Origin of the sequence: Haloechinothrix halophila YIM 93223 (assembly GCF_000504245.1) — a bacterium.
Classification (GTDB): Bacteria; Actinomycetota; Actinomycetes; order Mycobacteriales; family Pseudonocardiaceae; genus Haloechinothrix_A; species Haloechinothrix_A halophila.
Genome location: NZ_KI632509.1, coordinates 3,497,107 through 3,516,292 on the forward strand (window position 1 = coordinate 3,497,107; position 19,186 = coordinate 3,516,292).

Annotated in this window: 17 protein-coding genes; 11 read left to right on the forward strand and 6 right to left on the reverse strand. The window is 68.7% G+C overall.

Annotation, left to right across the window (positions count from 1 at the left end):
* Positions 1-11: 11 nt before the first annotated feature.
* Together AMYHA_RS16070 and AMYHA_RS16075 are read left to right on the forward strand one after the other, a co-directional pair.
* Entirely contained in the window at positions 12-689 is a 678-nt protein-coding gene (locus AMYHA_RS16070) for an MBL fold metallo-hydrolase (protein ID WP_034277516.1), read from the forward strand.
* Between the two features lie 10 nt (positions 690-699).
* A complete protein-coding gene (locus AMYHA_RS16075; RefSeq protein ID WP_034272196.1) occupies positions 700-1,317 on the forward strand; it encodes a hypothetical protein in 618 nt (205 codons plus the stop codon).
* A gap of 30 nt (positions 1,318-1,347) precedes the next feature.
* Here the strand turns inward: AMYHA_RS16075 and AMYHA_RS16080 are convergent, their stop codons facing one another.
* Positions 1,348-2,364, reverse strand: coding sequence for a tryptophan--tRNA ligase (locus tag AMYHA_RS16080; protein WP_034277518.1), 1,017 nt, complete (start codon positions 2,362-2,364; stop codon positions 1,348-1,350).
* A gap of 96 nt (positions 2,365-2,460) precedes the next feature.
* Entirely contained in the window at positions 2,461-3,678 is a 1,218-nt protein-coding gene (locus AMYHA_RS16085; protein ID WP_034272199.1) for a PucR family transcriptional regulator, read from the reverse strand.
* 124 nt (positions 3,679-3,802) lie between these two features.
* On the opposite strand from AMYHA_RS16085, the gene AMYHA_RS16090 reads away from it, so the two are divergent.
* Positions 3,803-4,516: an esterase/lipase family protein gene (locus AMYHA_RS16090; protein WP_051400425.1), complete on the forward strand. Its 714-nt coding sequence runs from the start codon at positions 3,803-3,805 to the stop codon at positions 4,514-4,516.
* A gap of 171 nt (positions 4,517-4,687) precedes the next feature.
* Positions 4,688-5,548, forward strand: a complete 861-nt coding sequence (locus AMYHA_RS16095) for an SCO6745 family protein (protein ID WP_034272201.1) — start codon at positions 4,688-4,690, stop codon at positions 5,546-5,548.
* Positions 5,549-5,599: 51 nt separating this feature from the next.
* On the opposite strand, the gene AMYHA_RS16100 is transcribed toward AMYHA_RS16095, so the two are convergent.
* Both AMYHA_RS16100 and AMYHA_RS16105 read right to left on the reverse strand, forming a co-directional pair.
* Complete coding sequence (locus tag AMYHA_RS16100; RefSeq protein ID WP_034272203.1) at positions 5,600-6,547, reverse strand: threonine/serine dehydratase; 948 nt, start codon at positions 6,545-6,547, stop codon at positions 5,600-5,602.
* Positions 6,548-6,581: 34 nt separating this feature from the next.
* Positions 6,582-7,598, reverse strand: a complete 1,017-nt coding sequence (locus AMYHA_RS16105; protein WP_196776909.1) for a S1 family peptidase — start codon at positions 7,596-7,598, stop codon at positions 6,582-6,584.
* Positions 7,599-7,781: 183 nt separating this feature from the next.
* On the opposite strand from AMYHA_RS16105, the gene AMYHA_RS16110 reads away from it, so the two are divergent.
* Genes AMYHA_RS16110 through AMYHA_RS16120 form a run of 3 tightly spaced genes read left to right on the forward strand, consistent with a single transcriptional unit; the run spans position 7,782 to position 10,073 of the window.
* Positions 7,782-8,774 (forward strand): LacI family DNA-binding transcriptional regulator, encoded by a 993-nt coding sequence (locus tag AMYHA_RS16110; RefSeq protein WP_034272205.1) that lies wholly within the window; start codon positions 7,782-7,784, stop codon positions 8,772-8,774.
* Positions 8,775-8,818: 44 nt separating this feature from the next.
* Positions 8,819-9,400 carry a hypothetical protein gene (locus AMYHA_RS16115; protein WP_034277528.1) on the forward strand — a complete coding sequence of 194 codons (582 nt, stop codon included), beginning with the start codon at positions 8,819-8,821 and terminating at the stop codon, positions 9,398-9,400.
* 16 nt (positions 9,401-9,416) lie between these two features.
* Positions 9,417-10,073: an RES family NAD+ phosphorylase gene (locus AMYHA_RS16120; RefSeq protein ID WP_034272208.1), complete on the forward strand. Its 657-nt coding sequence runs from the start codon at positions 9,417-9,419 to the stop codon at positions 10,071-10,073.
* Positions 10,074-10,116: 43 nt separating this feature from the next.
* Here the strand turns inward: AMYHA_RS16120 and AMYHA_RS16125 are convergent, their stop codons facing one another.
* Positions 10,117-11,103, reverse strand: a complete 987-nt coding sequence (locus AMYHA_RS16125) for a TerC family protein (RefSeq protein ID WP_034272210.1) — start codon at positions 11,101-11,103, stop codon at positions 10,117-10,119.
* 285 nt (positions 11,104-11,388) lie between these two features.
* On the opposite strand from AMYHA_RS16125, the gene AMYHA_RS16130 reads away from it, so the two are divergent.
* Entirely contained in the window at positions 11,389-14,325 is a 2,937-nt protein-coding gene (locus tag AMYHA_RS16130; protein ID WP_034272212.1) for an alpha/beta fold hydrolase, read from the forward strand.
* Positions 14,322-15,374, forward strand: a complete 1,053-nt coding sequence (locus AMYHA_RS16135; protein WP_084037288.1) for an ABC transporter permease — start codon at positions 14,322-14,324, stop codon at positions 15,372-15,374. Before AMYHA_RS16130 ends, AMYHA_RS16135 begins: the two co-directional genes overlap by 4 nt.
* A gap of 193 nt (positions 15,375-15,567) precedes the next feature.
* On the opposite strand, the gene uvrB is transcribed toward AMYHA_RS16135, so the two are convergent.
* The gene (gene uvrB / locus AMYHA_RS16140) at positions 15,568-17,727 is read right to left on the reverse strand and encodes an excinuclease ABC subunit UvrB (protein WP_034272214.1); all 2,160 of its coding nucleotides are present in this window, start codon (positions 17,725-17,727) and stop codon (positions 15,568-15,570) included.
* Positions 17,728-17,794: 67 nt separating this feature from the next.
* Here uvrB and AMYHA_RS16145 point away from each other — a divergent pair, with 67 nt between their 5' ends.
* A complete protein-coding gene (locus AMYHA_RS16145; RefSeq protein WP_034272216.1) occupies positions 17,795-18,307 on the forward strand; it encodes a DUF402 domain-containing protein in 513 nt (170 codons plus the stop codon).
* Between the two features lie 56 nt (positions 18,308-18,363).
* On the forward strand, positions 18,364-19,161 hold the full coding sequence (locus AMYHA_RS16150; RefSeq protein ID WP_034272218.1) for a class I SAM-dependent methyltransferase: 798 nt from the start codon (positions 18,364-18,366) through the stop codon (positions 19,159-19,161).
* Positions 19,162-19,186 lie beyond the last annotated feature (25 nt).

Below are 19,186 nucleotides of genomic sequence, written 5' to 3' on the forward strand. Positions count from 1 at the left end.
GGGTGGGGACCGTGCGGATTCTCGACACTTACACCGGCCATGTCGCACCCGGCGGCGACGCCGAACGGCGCACGCTCGACGCGCTGACGATCACGAAGTTGTCCGTCGGGCCGATGGACAACAACGCCTACCTGCTCACCTGTCGTTCGAGCGGCGAGGCGCTACTCATCGACGCGGCGAACGAGTCAGAGCGCATCTCCGAGATGATCGGCTACGGGCAGGACCGGCCGACCCTGCGCACCATCGTCACCACCCATCAGCACGCCGACCACTGGCAGGCGCTCGGTGCCATCGCGGGGTCGTACGGCGTGAACACCGCGGCGCACCCCGACGACGCGGGGCCGCTTCCGGTGCCGCCGGATATCCTGCTCAACCACGGCGACACCATCTCGGTCGGTGAGTGCGAACTGGAGATCATCCATCTGCGCGGCCACACGCCCGGCTCGATCGCGCTGCTCTACCGCGACCCGAGCGGTCACCCGCACCTGTTCACCGGCGACTCGTTGTTCCCTGGCGGGGTCGGCAAGACCACGACGCCGGAGAACTTCACGTCACTGGTCAACGACGTCGAGGAGCGCGTGTTCGGCACACTGCCGGACGACACGTGGTTCTACCCAGGTCACGGCGACGACTCCACGCTCGGCGCGGAACGGCCGAAGCTGCCCGAGTGGCGCGAACGCGGCTGGTAACGGCTCGGGCGTGCGGCTTCCGATCACCATCCATGGTGCCCAGCTCGGACGTGACCGATTCCGGGTCATCAGGCCTCTCGAGCCACTGACCAACGCCGTCCTCGCGGACCACGACCGGTGGCTGACGATGTGGGTCGACCACGACACCGCGCGACGCATCGGCGCGTTGTGGCTACTCGCAGCACGGTCCGCTCGATCGCTGATCCACCTCCCCCTGCGAGCCAACGCAGCTCCAGCGGCCGTGCGGCCAGCCTCGCAGGTCGATCTCGTGCTGCTGCACCACTCGATGCAGTTCAAACCAGCGCGTTGGAAACAGCTACGCGGTCAGCTGGACAGGGGGCGGCGGCAGACCGCAAGCATCCCCGAGGCTGACGGGCCCCGCCCGGAGCGGGATGTCGACGCGCGCCACTATCGGGAGAACCGGGACCGCTTCCACCAGCACTTGCACGCCGAGACCTTGTTCATGGTCGGCAGCGCGCCGGTTTTCCGGGATACCGCGTCCCGATTCCTCGACATCCAGCCAGCCCATGAACGCGCCGATGGGCACTACTGCACCGAGTTCCACTCTGGCGATGGGGTGCTTGGCAACGCACGCGAGATCCACATCACGTACCATCCCGAGTGGTGACACTCGCCGCCACAGGCACCGCCACGACCGTCAGCTGATCCCCACCGCCGACCGCACCGAGCGCAGCACCCGACCGGCCCGCTCGCGGGCCTTCTCGGCACCTTCGGCGAGGTAGGTGTCCAGGTCGCTGCCCGGCTCCATCAGCTCGTTGTAGCGGTCCCGCAGCGGCGCGAGCTCGGCGTTGAGCACCTCGAACAGCTGGTTCTTCAGCTCACCCCAGCCAACGCCGCCCGCCTCGAGGCGCTTGCGGGTGTCGGCGATGACCTCCGGCGTCGCGAAGTGCTCCAGGATCTGGAACACCGTCGAGCTGTCCGGGTTCTTGGGCTCCTCGACCGGCGTGGAGTCGGTCGGGATCCGCCGCACCAGCTTCTTGAGCTTGTTCTCCGGCAGGAACAGCGGAATCGTGTTCTCGTACGACTTGCTCATCTTCCGGCCGTCGAGGCCGGGCACGGTATGCGCGGAATCCTCCTCGGGGATGACCGCCTCGGGGATCTTGAATCGGTACGAGTCGCCGTACAGGTGGTTGAAGCTTCCCGCGATGTCGGCGGCGTATTCGACGTGCTGCGCCTGGTCCCGCCCCACCGGAACGACGTCGGCCTCCATGATCAGGATGTCCACCGCCATCAGGACCGGGTAGTTGAATAGCCCCATGTTGATGCCGAAGTCAGGGTCCTCGCCCGCCTCGATGTTGCGGTCGCGGGCGGCCTTGTAGGCGTGCGCCCTGTTCATCAGGCCCTTGCCCGTGACGCAGGACATGATCCAGGTCAGCTCGAAGGTCTCCGGAACGTCCGACTGCCGGTAGAAGATCGTCCGGTTCGGGTCGAGGCCAGCGGCCACCCAAGCCGCCGCCACCGACCGCGTGTAGTGCCGGAACGCGGCGGGGTCACGCTCGCTGGTCAGCGCGTGGTAGTCGGCGATGAAGTAGATCGAGTCGTACTCCTCGGCCAACGTCAGCGCGGGCCGGATCGCACCGATCAGGTTGCCGAGGTGTGGTTCGCCGGTCGGCTTGATGCCCGTCAGGGAGACCTTCGTTGCTGGCTCTGGCATGCGCGTCATCCTACTGACCTGCCCCGGCGCACTCGTGTGTGCGTAGGCCATGATCTCACCGCATCGCGCGGCCGTCGGCACGCCGAGGGACCGCGCTCACCCGGACGACGTGGCGTCGCGGAGATCGTGCGCCGTCAGCGCGGCCGAGAGCACCCGCATCCCCTCCGAGTCGGCCGGATCGAGCCCGGTGACCTCCGCGATCCGGCGCAGCCGGTACGCCAACGTGTTCGGGTGTACGTGCAACGCCGAGGCGGCCTTGCGCCGGTTGTCCTTGGCCTCGATCACCGCGCGCAACGTCGTTAGTAGTTCGTGCCGGGACCGCAGCGGGGCCAGCCGCTGCACCAGGCGGTCATTGGCAACACCTGGCCGTGCCAGCTGCACCTCGAGCACCAGGTCATCCAGCACATACACCTCTGGCGGACGTTCCAGCAGCAGGGCGACCCGCAGCACTTCGCGCGCCTCCCGCGCAGCATCCGGCACCTCCCCCACCGACGGCGCAACCGCGGCGGCCGCGACAACGGGACCACCGACGATTCCGGTCAGCTCGTCCAGGAACCCGCGCAGCGTGGCCACGACGTCGCCAGCATGCTCGGGCACGGTCGGCACCAGCGCCGTGCCACCCCGCTCGTCCAGCACGGTCAGCACGGTGGTGTCGAACTTGTCGTCGAACGCGCCTCTGACGCGTCGCCGTCGCACCAGTGTGGAGCGCACCGTGCCTGGCGGGGATGGCCGCGCCACGTGCCAGGCGCAGACCACGTAGCCCTCCGCGACCCGCACGCCGGCCGGGGTTTCCAACTCCTCGGCGGCCTCACCCGCAAGCAGCGCGGCAGCCAGGTCGCGCCGCGCCTGGCCGACCTCGCTGTGTAGCTGTTCCTGCTCCTCGAAGTACACCCGCGCCGCCGTGACGAACATCCGCTCCATCTGCTTCGTCATCGGTGCGACCAGCCCGTGCAGCGCCACCCGGTCGTCCGGGTTGGCGTGTTCGAGCACCCAGTCCCACGCCATGCGGGAGCCGATGAAGTACGCCTGCAGCACATCCGCGAACGACAGGTTCTCCTCGACCCGGTACATCACCCGCCGCAGCGGATCACCGAGGTGTTCCAAGCTGAACTCGCTGCTGTCCCGCAACGCTTGGAAGACCATCGTGAGGTTCTCGTCCACCGCGGGACGGATCTCCATCTGCAGCACGTCGTCGGGCAGCATCTGAAACGACGGCACGTCCCGCGCCAACCGCGCGACGATCTGCGCGCTCAGGCCGGGTAATTCGGACAGCAGCCGCTCGACGACCGCTGTCGGCCACGTCTCAGTTCGCACGGCGCAACATTGTGTCGGATCACAACATTCGTTGGCCAGATCTTGGCCGTTTGGCGCAAAGACGGCGAACCCACCACACGTCATGCTGTGAGCCATCCCACTCGTCACACCCGAGAGGACAATGATGACCCTGCGTGACCAGATTAGACGTCGTGGCGCAACCTCGCCATCGCGACGTCTCGTTCTCCTGCTGTCCGTTGCCGCCCTCGCGTTCGGCTCCCTGTTCGCCGCGCCCGCGGCCGCTGCCGCCGACCGCAACCCGGTCGTGTTCGTGCACGGCTGGTCCAGCAGTAGCTCGGCATGGGACGAGATGGTGGCCGACTTCAAGGCCGCCGGATACACCGACAGCGAACTGTACGCCTGGGACTACAACTCCGGCCAGTCCAACAAGACCACCGCCAAGCAGTTGGCCACCCTGATCGATGACGTGCGCGCGACGACCGGTGCCGCGCAGGTCGACGTCGTCACGCACTCCATGGGCGGGCTCAACTCCCGCTGGTACGTGAAGTTCCTGGACGGCACGAATTACGTCGACGACTGGGTCTCGCTCGCGGGCCCGAACCACGGCACCAACTCGGCGTACTGGTGCTGGACGACGTCCTGCTACGAGATGCGTCCCGGCTCGAACTTCCTCACCAAGCTCAACGCGGGTGACGAGACCCCGGGATCGGTCGACTACGGCACATGGTGGTCGTCCTGCGACGGCGTGATCAACCCGGACGACAGCGTCCTGCTCGACGGCGCGAAGAACACCTGGGTCGGCTGCATCAGCCACAGCGCCTTCCTCAGCAACGACGCGGTCTCGCAAGACGTGCGGGACTTCGTCGCCGCGACGTAACGGCGAGGCGCGGGCCGAGTGGCGGGACCCCGCAGCCCCTCCATATGGAGCGGGGTCCCGCCACTCATCGGTCTGGGGGTCGGTGGAGTTCCCGCGCGGACGCCCGGCTGGTGGCCCGGCGATCGCGCGGGAACTCCACCGCCACTTTCTACTCGTGGGTATCCTTCCGGCATGTCTGATGGGAAGGCGGCCGAGCTCGCCGCGAAATGCCACCGTGCCCTTGATCCGCTGCACTCGCTGATCTACTTCGCGCCGGAAGCCGACGAGAAGCTCGCCGGAATCGGCCTCAAGCCAGGCAGGATGACCTACTTCGCGAGCAGGTCGGCCCCGATGGGTCCGGTCGGCGCCGGCGTGGTCACCGCGACGTTCTACAACTTCAACCCCGACCTCGTCGCCCGCCACATCCCGAAGGCGTGGGGGCTCGCGTCGCCGGACACGATCCTCGCCACCCGGCTTGACGTCGTTGACGCCACACTGCGCCGCCTGCTCGGCGACGCCGTCGACTCGCCCGAGGTCGCCGAGGCGGCCGAACTGGCGCGCGAAGCGACGGCGGGTTGCGCCCCGCATGGCAGGCCGCTGTACGCCGCGCACGCCGAGCTGGACTGGCCGGAGCAACCGCACCTGGCGCTGTGGCACGGAATCACGCTGCTGCGCGAGTTCAGGGGTGACGGCCACATCGCCGCGCTGACCACCCAGGGCGTCGACGGCCTCGCCGCGCTCATCACCCACAGCGCCTCGGGGAAGGGCTTCACCGAGACCGCAGCGAAAGCCACCCGAGGCTGGTCCGACGAACAGTGGGCTGCCGGGGTGGAGCGGCTGCGCGAGCAAGGCATCCTGGACGGCAACGGCGAACTGACCGCCGACGGCGTCGCGTTGCGGGAGCGCGTCGAGGCGGCCACGGACGCGGCGGCGACCGCGCCGTACATCCACCTCGGCGAAGAGAAGTGTCTGCGGCTGCGCGAGATCGGCAAGTCCCTGAGCCGAACGGTGGTCGCCGCGGGCGCGTTCCCCGCCACGATGTTCGGGAAGTAGGGCTCAGTCACGAGGGTGACGCTTGGCTCCCGTCACGGCAGGGACCATCGCTCAGTCAGGGGGCGGCGCGGCGTTGCCGCCGGAGGCGACCAGCACCACGGTCCCGTCCGTCGGCACCGTGACCGCTCCGGCGCGCAACGCGGCGAGCCCGACAACGGCAGACGGCTCCAGCAGCAGTTTCGTCGCGGTGACCATGTCAGGCCACGCCGCGGCGATGTCCTGTTCGTCGACGCTGACGACATCGTCGACGTAGCGCTGGACCTGGGCCAGCGTGCGCTCCCCGGCGAACGGCGCTGCGAGGCCATCGGCGATGGTCGGGGTGCCGCGAGGTAGCCGCACCACCTCGCCCGCCGCGAGGGCCTGCTCGACGGCGTTGGACAGCGCCGGTTCGACGCCGACCACGCGGCAGCCGGGCGCGGCGGCCTTCACGGCGGTCGCGATGCCGCCAACGAGGCCACCACCGCCGACCGGGACGAGGACGACGTCCGGTTCGACGCCGGGAAGCAGGTCGGCGCAGATCTCCCGGCCGATGGTGCCCTGGCCCGCCATCACCTCGGACAGATCGAATGGGTACAGCGCAGGGCAGTCGTACTCCCGCGCCAGTTTCTCGCAGGTACCCATCAAGTCGTCGGTCGGCACGATCTCCCCGCCGTAGCGACGCACGTTGTCCACTTTGGAGGGATGGGCTGATTCGGGCATGCTGACCGTCACGGTCACCCCGAGCTTCCTGCCCGCGAACGCGACGGCGGCGGCGTGGTTGCCCGCCGAGAAGCTGACGACGCGCTCCGGCAAATCGCCCTGCTCGCGCCAGGACAACAGTGCGTTGCACGCGCCTCGGGGCTTGAAGCTGCCGGTGTGCTGCAGATTCTCCGCTTTGACCAGCACGCGACAGCCCAGTTCGCCGGAAAGGCGTTCGGAGTCAAGTAACGGCGTGCGCAGCACGTACGGCTCGATCCGAGCGGCTGCCGCCGCGATGTCGCCATCGGTCACGAGCCTCATCACGTCCGAGGCTACCGGCGCGGAACACTCCTAGTCAGGGCTGCGGCGTCGTCGTCGGTGTCGCCGTCGGCTCGGTCGTGGGCGTGGGCGTGGTCGTGGGCGTGGTTGTCGGAGTGGGCTGCGGCGTCGGTGCGGGTTCCTGAGTGGGGGCTGTCGTGCTGGTCGGCGCCGGTTCTGGCTGTGGCGCCGGTTCTGGCTGTGGCGCGGGTTCCGGCTCGGGCGTCGGCTCCGGTTCGTTCGGATCACCCGGTTCGTTCTCGCCGTCGCCGATCTGCTCGGACAGTTCGTCGGCAAACGCGCCGATCTTGGCGTAGACGCCCGGCTTGCCCGGCCGCGCGCAGCCCTCGCCCCACGAGACGACGCCGATCAGCGTCGTCCCCACGACGAGCGGTCCCCCGGAATCGCCCTGGCAGGCGTCCTTGCCGCCTTCCTCGAACCCAGCGCACACCATGCCGCTCTTGCGATAGGAATCGCCGTAGGCGTCCGAGCAGTACTTGTTGGAGGTGATCGGCACCTGCACCTGCTGGAGGTGGTCGGCGGACCTGCCCCCCTCCGAGGTGCGGCCCCAGCCGAGCACGGTCGCCTCGGTGTCCGGCTCGTACGCCGAGTCGTCCCGCTCGGCGAGGTCTGCGACTTGCTGCTCCACCGGCTCAGTCAGCGTCAGCACGGCGACGTCGTAGTTCGCGCCATCGGTGCCGTTGTCCGGATGCACCCAGATGTCGCTGACCGTCGACTCGTCGCCCTCGTCCGAACTCAGCCTCGTCCTGCCAGAGACCACGCTGAGATCGGCGGGGTCTTCCGGCGCGACGCAGTGCGCGGCAGTGACGACCTTGTCCGGCGCGACCAGCGTCCCGCCGCAGAACTGCTCGCCACTCGCGGCGAACCGCAGCGCCACCGTGAACGGAAAGTCCTCGATCGCGGCGTCCTGCCCACCCACGATGGCCGGCTCCACCGGCTTCGCGTTCGCCCCGGACAGCCCGGCCGCCAGCAGTGTGATGACCACCACACCGGCAACGGCCACGCGTGCCACCACCCCGACCAGCCTTGCCATGCGACCTCCTCCTCGTACCCCTTCACAGGGTCACCGAGGGCGCCGCCGAAGACCACCGTCAAGACCCTGGATAGCGGCTATTGTGGTCCATGTGGGTGATACCGTGCTCGGCGTCTCCGTGACACCGGCGCTCGCGTGCCGTTAGTAGTGCGAAGCTATTCGGAGGCAGAAAGGACGCTCACGATGCCGACGATCGGCGACGTGGCGGCGCGAGCGAATGTGTCGACGGCGACCGTGTCGCGCGCGCTGAACGGGAAGTCCACGGTCGATCCCGAGCTCGCCAAGCGGGTTCGTACCGCGGCGGAGGAACTCGGGTACCGGCCGCACGGGCCTGCCCGCAACCTGCGCCGCAAAACCACCGCGACGTTGACGCTGGTCGTGACCGACATCGGAGATCCGTTTTTCGCGGCGCTCGCGCGGGGCCTTGAGGACACCGCCCGCGACAGGGGCTACTCGCTCGTGCTCTGCGACACCGACGACGACCCCGCCAAAGAGCGTTCGTACCTCGACGTCGCGCTGCAGGAACGCGTCGCGGGCGTCGTCATCGCGCCAACCAGCGCGGCAACTGACGTCGCCACACTGCTCGACCAGGGCGCCATCGTCGTCGCGGTGGACCGGCCCCTGGACGAACCGCGCAGCGACCGCGTCCTCGTCGATACCAGGGCGGCGGCGGCCAAGGCCACCACGCAGCTAATCGACGCGGGCTACCGCCGGATCGGCTTCCTCGGCTGCCGTCCGGATGGCTATCCCGATCAGCAGCGGCTCGCCGGGTACCAGGACGCGCTGGGACAGGCCGCCGACGAGCACCTGGTGCGCCACGCCGCCCCGCACGCCGACGCCGCCACCAGCGCCGTCCGGGACCTGCTCGCACCCCCGGCGTCGGCGGACGCACTCCTCATCGCCTCGCCCCAACTCGCCCCGGACGCGCTCGGCGCGGTGACCGAGCACGGGCTCAGCCTCGGCACGGAGTTCGGCGTCGTCGCGTTCGACGTCACGGCGTGGGCGACGGCGCTGCGGCCCGCGCTGTCGGTGGTCAGCCAGCCCGCGTACGAGATCGGTGCGGCGGCGGGGCGACACATCGTCGCGCGGCTGGCCGGCGAGACGAGCACGCCAAAGCACACCGAGCTGAGCCCGGAGTTCGTTGTCCGGGGCAGTTCGCTGCGTGACCAGGGATGACCAAGCCAGCGCACGAAAGCGCACGCGCGTGCTATGATGACGCCATGACAGCGGGATTGGAATCGGTGCTCGCCGAGGCCGGGTTGAAGATCGACCCGGGCAAGTTCCTGCGGCTCGTCGCCGACGCGGCGCGCAAGGTGTCGCCCCCACAGCCGAACCCCGCCGACTACTTCTCTCCTGCGCAACGTCAGGTGCTCAGCGACGTCGGGCTCGATCTGTCAGCGTACGACGAACGCGAGACCGACCCTAGGGCCAGCACCGTCGCCGCGCGGGCGGTGTTCGCCGACTCGTCGTACTCGGTCGCCGAAACGGCCCGGCTGCTCGGCGTCGATGCGAGCCGGGTGCGGCACCGCCTCAAGGAAGGCAAGCTCACCGGCTGGAAGGACAAGGGCTGGCAGCTGCCAGCATGGCAGTTCAGCGGCGGAGCCGTGCTGCCTGGCTTGGATGCCGTGCTGCCCGCGCTCCCGGAGGACCAGCCACCGCTGATGATCGCCGCGTTCATGAACACCCCGCAGCCCGACCTGGAGATCGACGGCAAGCCAGTCACGCCAAGGCAATGGCTACTCGCCCACGGCGACCCGCACGCGGTCGCGGAACTGGCATCCACCCTTGGCACAGCAGCCTGACCGCGCGCCCATCCGAATGGCACGACTCCCTCCCCCGCCGTCGGCGTCCGAACTGGCCGATGCCCTGCGCCCCGAGGAAGACGTCGTCGCCGTGCATCCCGCGACCCGGCTTGTACGGATCTTCACCGCGCTCGGCAACCACCCGCAGCGGTGGAACTCGTTCCGCTACACCGGGCCGCTGCCGCATGGCCGATTCGACCCGCAACAGCCAGCGCCGGACGGCTCACCCGTGACCGACGAGCAGTCTGGTGTGCTGTACTTCGCGTTGTCCGTGCGCACCAGCGTCGCGGAGGTGTTCCAGACGACGTCGGCCGTCGACCGCACCACCCGCTCACCGCACCTCGTCGCGCTCCGGCCCGCTCGAACGCTGCGGCTGCTGGACCTGTCCGGGCTGTGGCCGACGCGAGCAGGCGCGTCACAGGAGATATCCAGCGGGCCGAAGAAGATGACACAGCGCTGGGCCAGGGTGATCCGCGCGGCGCATCCGCAGCTCGACGGCGTCTGGTATCGCTCGTCGATGGACTCTGGCGAGCCCGCGCTGTGCCTGTGGGACCCGCCATCCAGCGCTGCGCTGCCCGATGAGCCGGACGTCCTGCTTCCGCTGAACCACCCCGGCCTCGACCTGCCACTGACCAGGGTCTGCGACGAGCTGGGCTACCTGCTGCTTGCGTGAGTCCGCCCGCCCGAAATGAATCCGGACTCGTGCGCCGCCTACGTCACGACGACTGGTGCACGGGCTCCTGCCGCGGCTCCAGGTCGCGCTTGCGGTCACGGCGGGACTTGAGCAAGCTCAGCACCGTCGTCGCGATGAGCACGGCGACGATCACCCCGAGCGAAACCCAGTTGTTGATCTCCAACGCATGTGGGGTCCAGCCGTAGTGCCCCGTCGCGTGCAGCACCAGCTTGACGCCGATGAAGCTGAGGATGACCGCGAGGCCGTAGGACAGGTACACCAACTTGTCGACCAGCCCGCCGATCAGGAAGTACAGCTGACGCAGACCCATCAGCGCGAACGCGTTCGCGGTGAATACCAGGAACGCCTCCTGGGTGATGCCGAAGATGGCGGGAATGGAGTCCACGGCGAACAGCAGGTCCGCGCTGCCGATCGCCACGATCACCACGAACATCGGGGTGATCCAGCGCTTGCCGTCGCGCTTGACCATCATCTTGTGCCCGACATAGTCCTCAGTGACAGGGAAGATTTTCCGCAGCCGCCGAACCAACGCGTTCTCGTGGTATTCCTCGTGATCACCGCCGCGCAGCATGGTGATCGAGGTCCAAATGAGAATGGCGCCGAAAGCGAAGAACACCCAGACGAACTTCGCGATCAGGGCGGCACCGATGGCGATGAACACGCCGCGCATGATCAGTGCGAGCAGGATGCCGATCAGCAGTACCCGGTGCTGGTGAATGGCAGGCACCCGAAACGACGTCATGATCAGCATGAAGATGAACAAGTTGTCGACGCTGAGGGAGTACTCCGTGATGTAGCCGGTGAAGAACTCGACGCCGGGGTCGTGCCCAGCGAAATACCAGATGCCGATGCCGAACAGCACGGCGCAGGCGACATAGAACGCGACCCACCTGGCTGCTTCGCCGGTGGTGACCTCGTGCGGTTTCCGATCGACGATCACCAGGTCCAGCGCGATGAGCGCGAGGAGCCCGCCGACAGTTGACAGCCACAGCCAGAGTGGAACGGTCATGAAGTATTAGCCTCCGGTGAGCGGTTTACTGAGCCACTTCGCCGGAGGTCTCTTCCACCAACGCCGGAGCGCTAGCCGGGGTGCCGGGCGCGATCCCCGAGGGGAGCACACCGAGCTGACGACACCACCGCGAAGGAATACTCCCCTCCACGTACAGCCACCATAGTGACGGCTGCTGGTCTTCTGTGCCACAGAACGTACCCGGTATCACCGTTACGCCACGAATTAGGTACCGATCTTGGGACCGCTGAGACGTTCTCAGCCCTCGTCACATACGGTCGCCTCGTGCCCCGACTCGTCCCGCGCCCGCTGCTCCGGCTCGTTCCGCATGGTCGCCGCACCCGCATCACCGCCGCCGCGCTGGCCGTCATCGTCCTCGGTGCACTGATCGTGGTGTTCACCACATCGGACGACGACGCGCCCGCCGTGATGGCCCACGAGGAGTTCAGCGAGGTGCCCGCGGCGCCGGGGTCGCCGTCGCGCGAACGATTGGACACCACGCTGTACGTGCCCGAGACCGCCCGCGAGACGCCAGCGCCAGCGATCCTGCTCCCCCACGGCTTCGGCGGCAGCAAGCACAGCGTCGCCGGCGACGCCAAGGAATTGGCCGAGCGCGGGTTCGTGGTGCTCGCCTACACCGCGCGCGGGTTCGGCCGCAGCACCGGCATGATCACGCTCAACGACCCGGACGCCGAAGTCGCCGACGCGAGCCACCTGCTCGACTATCTCGCCGCGCAACCGACCGTACAACGCGACACCGACAACGACCCGCGCGTCGCCGTCACCGGGTCGTCCTACGCGGGCGCACTGGCGCTGTCGCTCGCGGGCACCGACGAGCGCGTGGACGCCATCGCGCCGGTGATGACCTACCACGACCTCGCGCAGTCGCTGCTGCCGAACACCGCACGGGCAGGTCGGTTCGAGCCACGATCTCCAGCGCGGATGCTTGCCGCCGACGACGGCGTGTTCAAGGAGGGCTGGGCTGGCGTGCTGTTCTCCGGCGGACTCGGCGGGGGTGGCCTCGGTGCGGCTACCGACGCGCCCGAGCCAGGCGCGGAGGAGAACGACGTCGACACAGCGGACCCGGCCGTGCCCCCGGCATCCGATGTCCAGGGTGACCCCGGTGATCAGGGTTCCGGGCAGGGCGGCGCGCGGGGAGCGCAGCCCTGTGGCAGGTTCGCCCCGCAAATCTGCGCGGCCTACAGCGACTTGGTGCGCGATGGCGAAGCGTCCGACCGCACCCTTGAGCTACTGGAGCGGGCCTCCCCCAAGTCGGTGACCGAGCACATCGACATACCCACCCTGTTGGTGCAGGGCGAGCGGGACACGCTGTTCGGTCTCGACCAGGCGGACGCCAACGCGCGCGGCATCCACGACGCGGGTGGCGAGGTGCAGGTCGTCTGGTACGCGGGCGGGCACGACGGCGGCGGACCGGGGCCCGCGCTCCGCGGCTCGATCGCGGACTGGCTGGCGTTCCAGCTCGACGGGCCACAGCCACCGAAGGACAACCCGCTGCCCGCGTTCCGTTACGACGTCCAGGGCACGTTCCAGGCGACCCGAGCGCCCTCGGTGCGGGTGCTGGCCGCCGACCGGTACCCGGGCCTTGGCCGAGACGTCGACCGGGTCGAGCACGAATCGGTAGAGCTCACCGGGCAGAAGCAGGTCGTGATCAACCCGCCCGGCGGGACGCCAGCCGCCGTCAGCGGCATCCCTGGCTTCGGTGATGTAGCTGGCTCGTCGTTGCGGACCGGAATGTTCGGCATCGACCTGCCGGGGCAGTCGGCGCGGTTCATCTCGGGCGAGTTCGAGGAACAACTGCTGGTCACCGGGTCGTCGACGGTGCGGCTGCGGATCACGCCGCAACCGTGGTCCGGGGGTGCCCGCGACGCCGAGGCCACCGGACCATTGTTCGTGAAGCTCTACGACGTCGGTCCGACCGGGCAACGCACGCTGCCGGGCAACGCGGTGTCGCCGGTGCGGCTTCCTGAGCTCGAGGTCGGCGAGGCCACCGAGGTCACGGTGAGTCTCCCGCCGATCGTGCGACCCGTCGCACCAGGGCACCGGTTGGAACTGGTGGTGTCCACGACCGATCAGGCGTACGCGAACGCGCCCGAACCGGCCGCGTACCGGATCGAACTGGCCCAGTCTGGCGAGCTGGCCGTGCCCGAGGTGTCCGGCACGTCGATGACGTCGGGCTGGCCGGTGTGGCAGCTGGCGGGTATCGGCGGACTGGCGCTGCTGGTGGTTGCCTTGGCCGTGGTGACGGCGCTGCGCCGCAGGCGAGCGGACAGCGTGGTCGAGTCGCTGGCCGACGTCCCGCTGGACATCAGGGGGCTCACGAAGTCCTACCCGGGCGGGATCACGGCGGTGTCGGATTTGTCGTTCCGGGCCGAGCGCGGCCAGGTACTTGGGCTGCTCGGGCCGAACGGCGCAGGCAAGACGACCACGCTGCGAATGCTGATGGGGCTGGTCACGCCGACATCAGGCGAGATGCGTGTGTTCGGCCATCGGGTGCGACCCGGTGCGCCGGTGCTGTCGCGGATCGGCTCGTTCGTCGAAGGCCCCGGTTTCCTGCCGCACTTGTCCGGTGCCGCGAACCTACGGCTGTACTGGGACGCCACCGGACGGCCAGCCGATCAGGCGCACGTCGCGGAAGCGCTGGAGATCGCGGGCCTCGGCGACGCGGTGCACCGCAAGGTCGGCACCTACAGCCAGGGCATGCGGCAGCGGCTCGCGATCGCGCAGGCGATGCTCGGGTTGCCGGAGCTGCTGGTGCTGGATGAACCGACCAACGGACTCGATCCGCCACAAATCCACCAGATGCGCGAGGTGCTGCGGCGCTACGCGGCGACAGGACGCACCGTGCTGGTCTCCAGTCACCTGCTCGCCGAGGTGGAGCAGACCTCGACCCACGTTGTGGTGATGCACCGGGGTGAGTTGGTCGCGGATGGCGCGGTCGGTGAGATCGTCGCCGCGGGTGGCGAGGCGAGCTTCGTCGTCGACAAACCGGACGACGCGGTCGCCGCGCTGAACGACGTCGATGGCATCTCAGCGGAGCGTGCTGACGGCGACACCGTGCACGCCGACCTCGACGGACTGCCCCGGTCCGCGGCGGTGTCGGCGCTGGTGGCAGCCGGTGTCGCGGTGGAGAACGCTGGCCCTCGGCGACGTCTTGAGGATGCGTTCCTACGGCTGGTGACGTCGGAAGGACAGGAGCGATGAGCGCGGACGAAGAACCCGGCGGCGCTGGATCCGAGGGTGCGGCAACCGGCGGCGCCGCAACCGGCGGCGCCGCGTCCGAGGACGCCGCGGCACGCGGGGACGACCGCGAGGCGCGCGCCACGCGCGTCGATCACGGCGTGCACACCGACCCAGCGGCGCTGGTGGAGTTCAGCAGCGCCGCCGAGCACGAGCACGCCGCAGCGACCCCGTCCGGTGCCGTGACCGGCTACAACGCTCGGCGCACGCTGCGATCCGGCGTGGAGTTGCGTCGCCAGTTCCGTCGTCGCCGGACACACCTGGTGCTCGGCCTCGCCGTGACCGTTCCACTGCTGTTGGTGCTCGCGTTCGAACTCGGCAGCGACGACCCTGATCGCCGTTCCGGCGGATTCATCGACCTCGCGACCGTCAGCGCGCCGAACTTCGTCGTGGTGACGCTCCTGGTATCCGGGTCGTTCCTGCTACCGATGGTCGTCGCGTTGTTCTTCGGCGACACCGTGGCGAGCGAAGCGTCGTGGTCGAGCCTGAAGTACCTGCTCGCGATCCCAGTCCCCCGGCTTCGGCTGCTGCGACAGAAAGCGCTGGTCGCGGGCGCGTTATCGGTCCTGTCACTGACCGTGCTGCCCGGCGTCGCACTCGTCGCCGGGGTGATCTGGTACGGCGCGGACGCCGCGATCAGCCCAACCGGCGAGTCGGCGCCGTTCGGCGTGAGTCTGGTGAACCTGCTGCTCGCGGTGATCTACATCGTGGTGCAGCTGAGCTGGGTCGCTGGCGTGGCGATGTTCCTCAGCGTCTCGACGGACGCGCCGCTCGGCGCGGTCGGCGGTGCGGTGCTCGCGACGATCATCTCGCTCATGCTGGACCAGATCACCGCGCTGGAGGATCTGCGCGTCGTGCTGCCGACGCACCACGCGCGGGCGTGGACGGACCTGCTCGGCAATGACGTCGACTGGTCCGCCATGGCCGACGGCGCCTTCACATCGCTGTGCTACGCCACGCTGTTCGGGATTCTGGCGGCGCGGGCGTTCGCGCGGAAGGACGTGACCAGCTAACCGCGAGTCGCACCCTGTTTCGCGCGAGTTGCACCGTACTCGCCGCGAGTTTCACCTTGTTGGGCGCGAGCGCACCGGAACTGAGAACGCGCGATGCCGGATCGCGGGACTCGCAGCACCAGAACGTGGAACTCGCGCAGATTAAGGTGAAACTCGCGGCGGATAAGGTGAGACTCGCGGCAAAGGCGGCCGACTACTCCACGCCGGCGGCGTCCATGCCTCGGAGTTCGCGCTTGAGTTCCGCGATCTCGTCACGCAGCCGTGCGGCCAGTTCGAACTGCAAGTCCCGGGCGGCCTGCATCATCTGGTCGGTCATCTGCGCAATGAGGTCGGCCAACTCCGCACGAGGCATCGTGGACACGTCCTGGTTCGTCAGCACGCCCGAACTGCGGACGCCACCGCCCTGCTCCGGCTGTTTACCGCGCGACACGTTCCGCCCGGACCCGCCGACCTCGACGGCTTCCTCGGAGTCGTCCGCCTCGGTGTAGACCCGGTCGAGGATGTCGGCGATCTTCTTCCGCAGCGGCTGCGGGTCGATGCCGCGCTCCTCGTTATAGGCGATCTGCTTCTCGCGCCTACGGTTCGTCTCGTCGATGGCGTACTGCATCGAGTCGGTCATCGTGTCGGCGTACATGTGCACCTCGCCGGACACGTTCCGCGCCGCACGGCCGATCGTCTGGATCAGACTGGTGCCACTGCGCAGGAATCCTTCCTTGTCCGCGTCGAGAATCGCCACCAGCGACACCTCGGGCAGGTCGAGACCCTCCCGCAGCAAGTTGATGCCGACCAGCACGTCGAAGTCGCCGGAGCGCAGCTGGCGCAGCAACTCCACCCGTCGCAGGGTGTCCACTTCGGAGTGCAGATACCGCACGCGGATGCCGAGCTCCAGCAGGTAGTCGGTCAGGTCCTCGGACATCTTCTTGGTGAGCGTGGTGACCAGCACCCGCTCGTCGGCCTCGGCTCGGGTGCGGATCTCGTGCACCAAGTCGTCGATCTGACCCTTGGTCGGCTTGACCACGACCTTCGGGTCGACCAGCCCGGTTGGGCGAATGACCTGCTCCACGAACTCGCCACCGGCCTGACCCATCTCGTACGGTCCCGGCGTGGCCGAGAGGTACACCGTCTGGCCGATGCGGTCAGCGAACTCCTCCCAGCGCAGCGGCCGGTTGTCCAGTGCGCTCGGCAGCCGGAAACCGTGGTCGACCAGCGTGCGCTTCCGGGACATGTCGCCCTCGTACATGCCGCCGATCTGCGGCACCGTCACGTGGGACTCGTCGATGACCAGCAGGAAGTCTTCAGGGAAGTAGTCGAGCAACGTCGCGGGCGCGGTACCGGCCGCGCGGTCGTCCATGAACCGCGAGTAGTTCTCGATACCGGAGCAGAACCCGACCTGGCGCATCATCTCGATGTCGTACTGGGTGCGCATCCGCAACCGCTGGGCTTCGAGCAGCTTGTTCTGCCCCTCCAGCTCGGCGAGCCGCTGCTCAAGCTCGGCCTCGATGTTGCGGATCGCCTTCTCCATCCGCTCGGGACCAGCGACGTAGTGCGTCGCGGGGAAAATCCGGACTTCGTCGAGCTCCTGCACGATCTCGCCGGTCAGCGGGTGCAGGTAGTACAGCGAGTCGATCTCGTCACCGAAGAACTCCACCCGCACGGCGAGCTCCTCGTAGGCCGGGATGATCTCAACGGTGTCGCCGCGCACCCGGAACGTGCCCCGGGAGAACGCCAGGTCGTTGCGAGCGTACTGCACGTCGACCAGCGCGCGGAGGAAGACGTCCCTGTCGATCTCATCACCAACGGTCAGCTTGGACGACCGGTCCAAGTACGACTGCGGCGTTCCGAGACCGTAGATGCAGGACACGCTGGCGACCACGACGACGTCGCGCCGGGACAGCAGGTTCATCGTCGCGGAATGCCGCAGCCGCTCGACGTCATCGTTGATCGACGAGTCCTTCTCGATATAGGTGTCGGTCTGCGGGACGTACGCCTCTGGCTGGTAGTAGTCGTAGTAGCTGACGAAGTACTCGACGGCGTTGTGCGGGAAGAAGTCCCGCAGCTCGTTGGCCAGCTGGGCGGCGAGGGTCTTGTTCGGCGCGAGCAGCAGCGTGGGCCGCTGCACCTTCTCGATCAGCCATGCCGTCGTCGCCGACTTGCCCGTGCCGGTGGCGCCGAGCAACACGACGTCCTTCTCCCCCGCCTTGAGCCTGCGGTCCAGCTCCGCGATGGCCTCGGGCTGGTCACCGGCGGGGTCGTAATCGCTGACGACCTTGAACCGGCCATCCGCGCGCGGGATGTCGCTGACGGGCCGGAACTCGGACTGCGCGAGCACGGGGTGTTCGGTTGCGAAAGCCACGTCCCCAGCGTAGGCGCGAGCACCGACACTCTGCCGCGGCCCTGCTCATTCCGGCACGATGGATGCCATGGCAGTGCACCCGCCCAAGGTAGAAGTCTTCGATCTCGACGCTCGCACCAACACCGACCCGAAGCAGATCCAGCGCGACGTCGACGAGTTTCGCGTCGAGCCGTTTGGTCTCTACATGGCACGACCCGCGCCGGGCAGGCGGCAGTTTCACTACATCGAGTCGTGGTTGCTGCCGGAGCACGGGCTGCGGGTGACCGACTTCTGGTTCTCCGACGGACACGAGCTAGATCAGGACTTCTACCTGGACGTCGTCCGCGTCGAGCGGGGCGAGCGGCAGTGGCGCACCCACGACCTGTACCTGGACATCGTGCTGCGCACCGGCAAGGACGCCACGGTGCTCGACGCGGACGAGCTGCTCGCGGCGAGCAAGACAGGGCTGCTCGACGACGCGGACACGCTGTTCGCACTGGACACGGCGTTCCACACGGTGGACGCCCTGGCGCGGCACGGCCACGACCTGCACCGCTGGCTGACGACGCGCGGTGTGGAGCTGTCGTGGTGCAGACGGTGACCGATATGTGGGAAATTGCTCCTACATCGCGGGACATCGGGTGCTAGCCTCGCCGGATGAGCGGAGCACGCTACGTTCACGGGCATCACGAGTCGGTGCTGCGGTTCCACCGCACGCGCACCGTGCACGATTCCGCCGCCTACCTGCTTCCAGAGCTGCATACCGACGCCACCGTGCTGGACGTCGGATGCGGACCCGGCTCGATCACGGCGGACCTGGCGGAACTGGTGGCGAGCGTGACGACGGTGGAGACGTCGCCGGACGCGTTGGACGCCGCCGCGCGACTCTGCGCTGAGCGGGAGTTGCGCAACGTCCGGTTCCTGCACGCCGACGTGGCCGCGCTTCCGTTCCCGGACGGCGCTTTCGACGTCGTGCACGCCCACCAGGTGTTGCAGCACGTAGCCGATCCGGTGGCGGCGTTGCGGGAGATGCGCCGCGTCTGCGCGCCCGGCGGGGTCGTGGCCGCGCGGGACGCCGACTACGCCGCGATGACGTGGTACCCCGAGCTGCCGGGCATGGCCGAGTGGCGCGCGGCCTACCGACGCGTCGCCCGCGCGGAAGGCGGCGAGCCCGATGCCGGGCGACGTCTGCTCGCTTGGGCGCTGGCGGCCGGGTTCACCGACGTCATGCCGACGACGTCGACGTGGACGTACGCCACGCCGGAGTCCCGCGCCTGGTGGGGTGGGCTCTGGGCGGAACGGGTCACCCAGTCGAAGTTCGCGGACGCCACCGCACGGCACGGCGTCGCCACGTCCGCCGACCTCGAACGGATGTCGGCGGCATGGCGCGCCTGGGCGGACGAGCCCGGCGGCTGGTTCGCCGTCCTGCACGGCGAGGTCCGGTGCCGAGCATGAAGGAGGCGACACCGTGCTGAGGTGC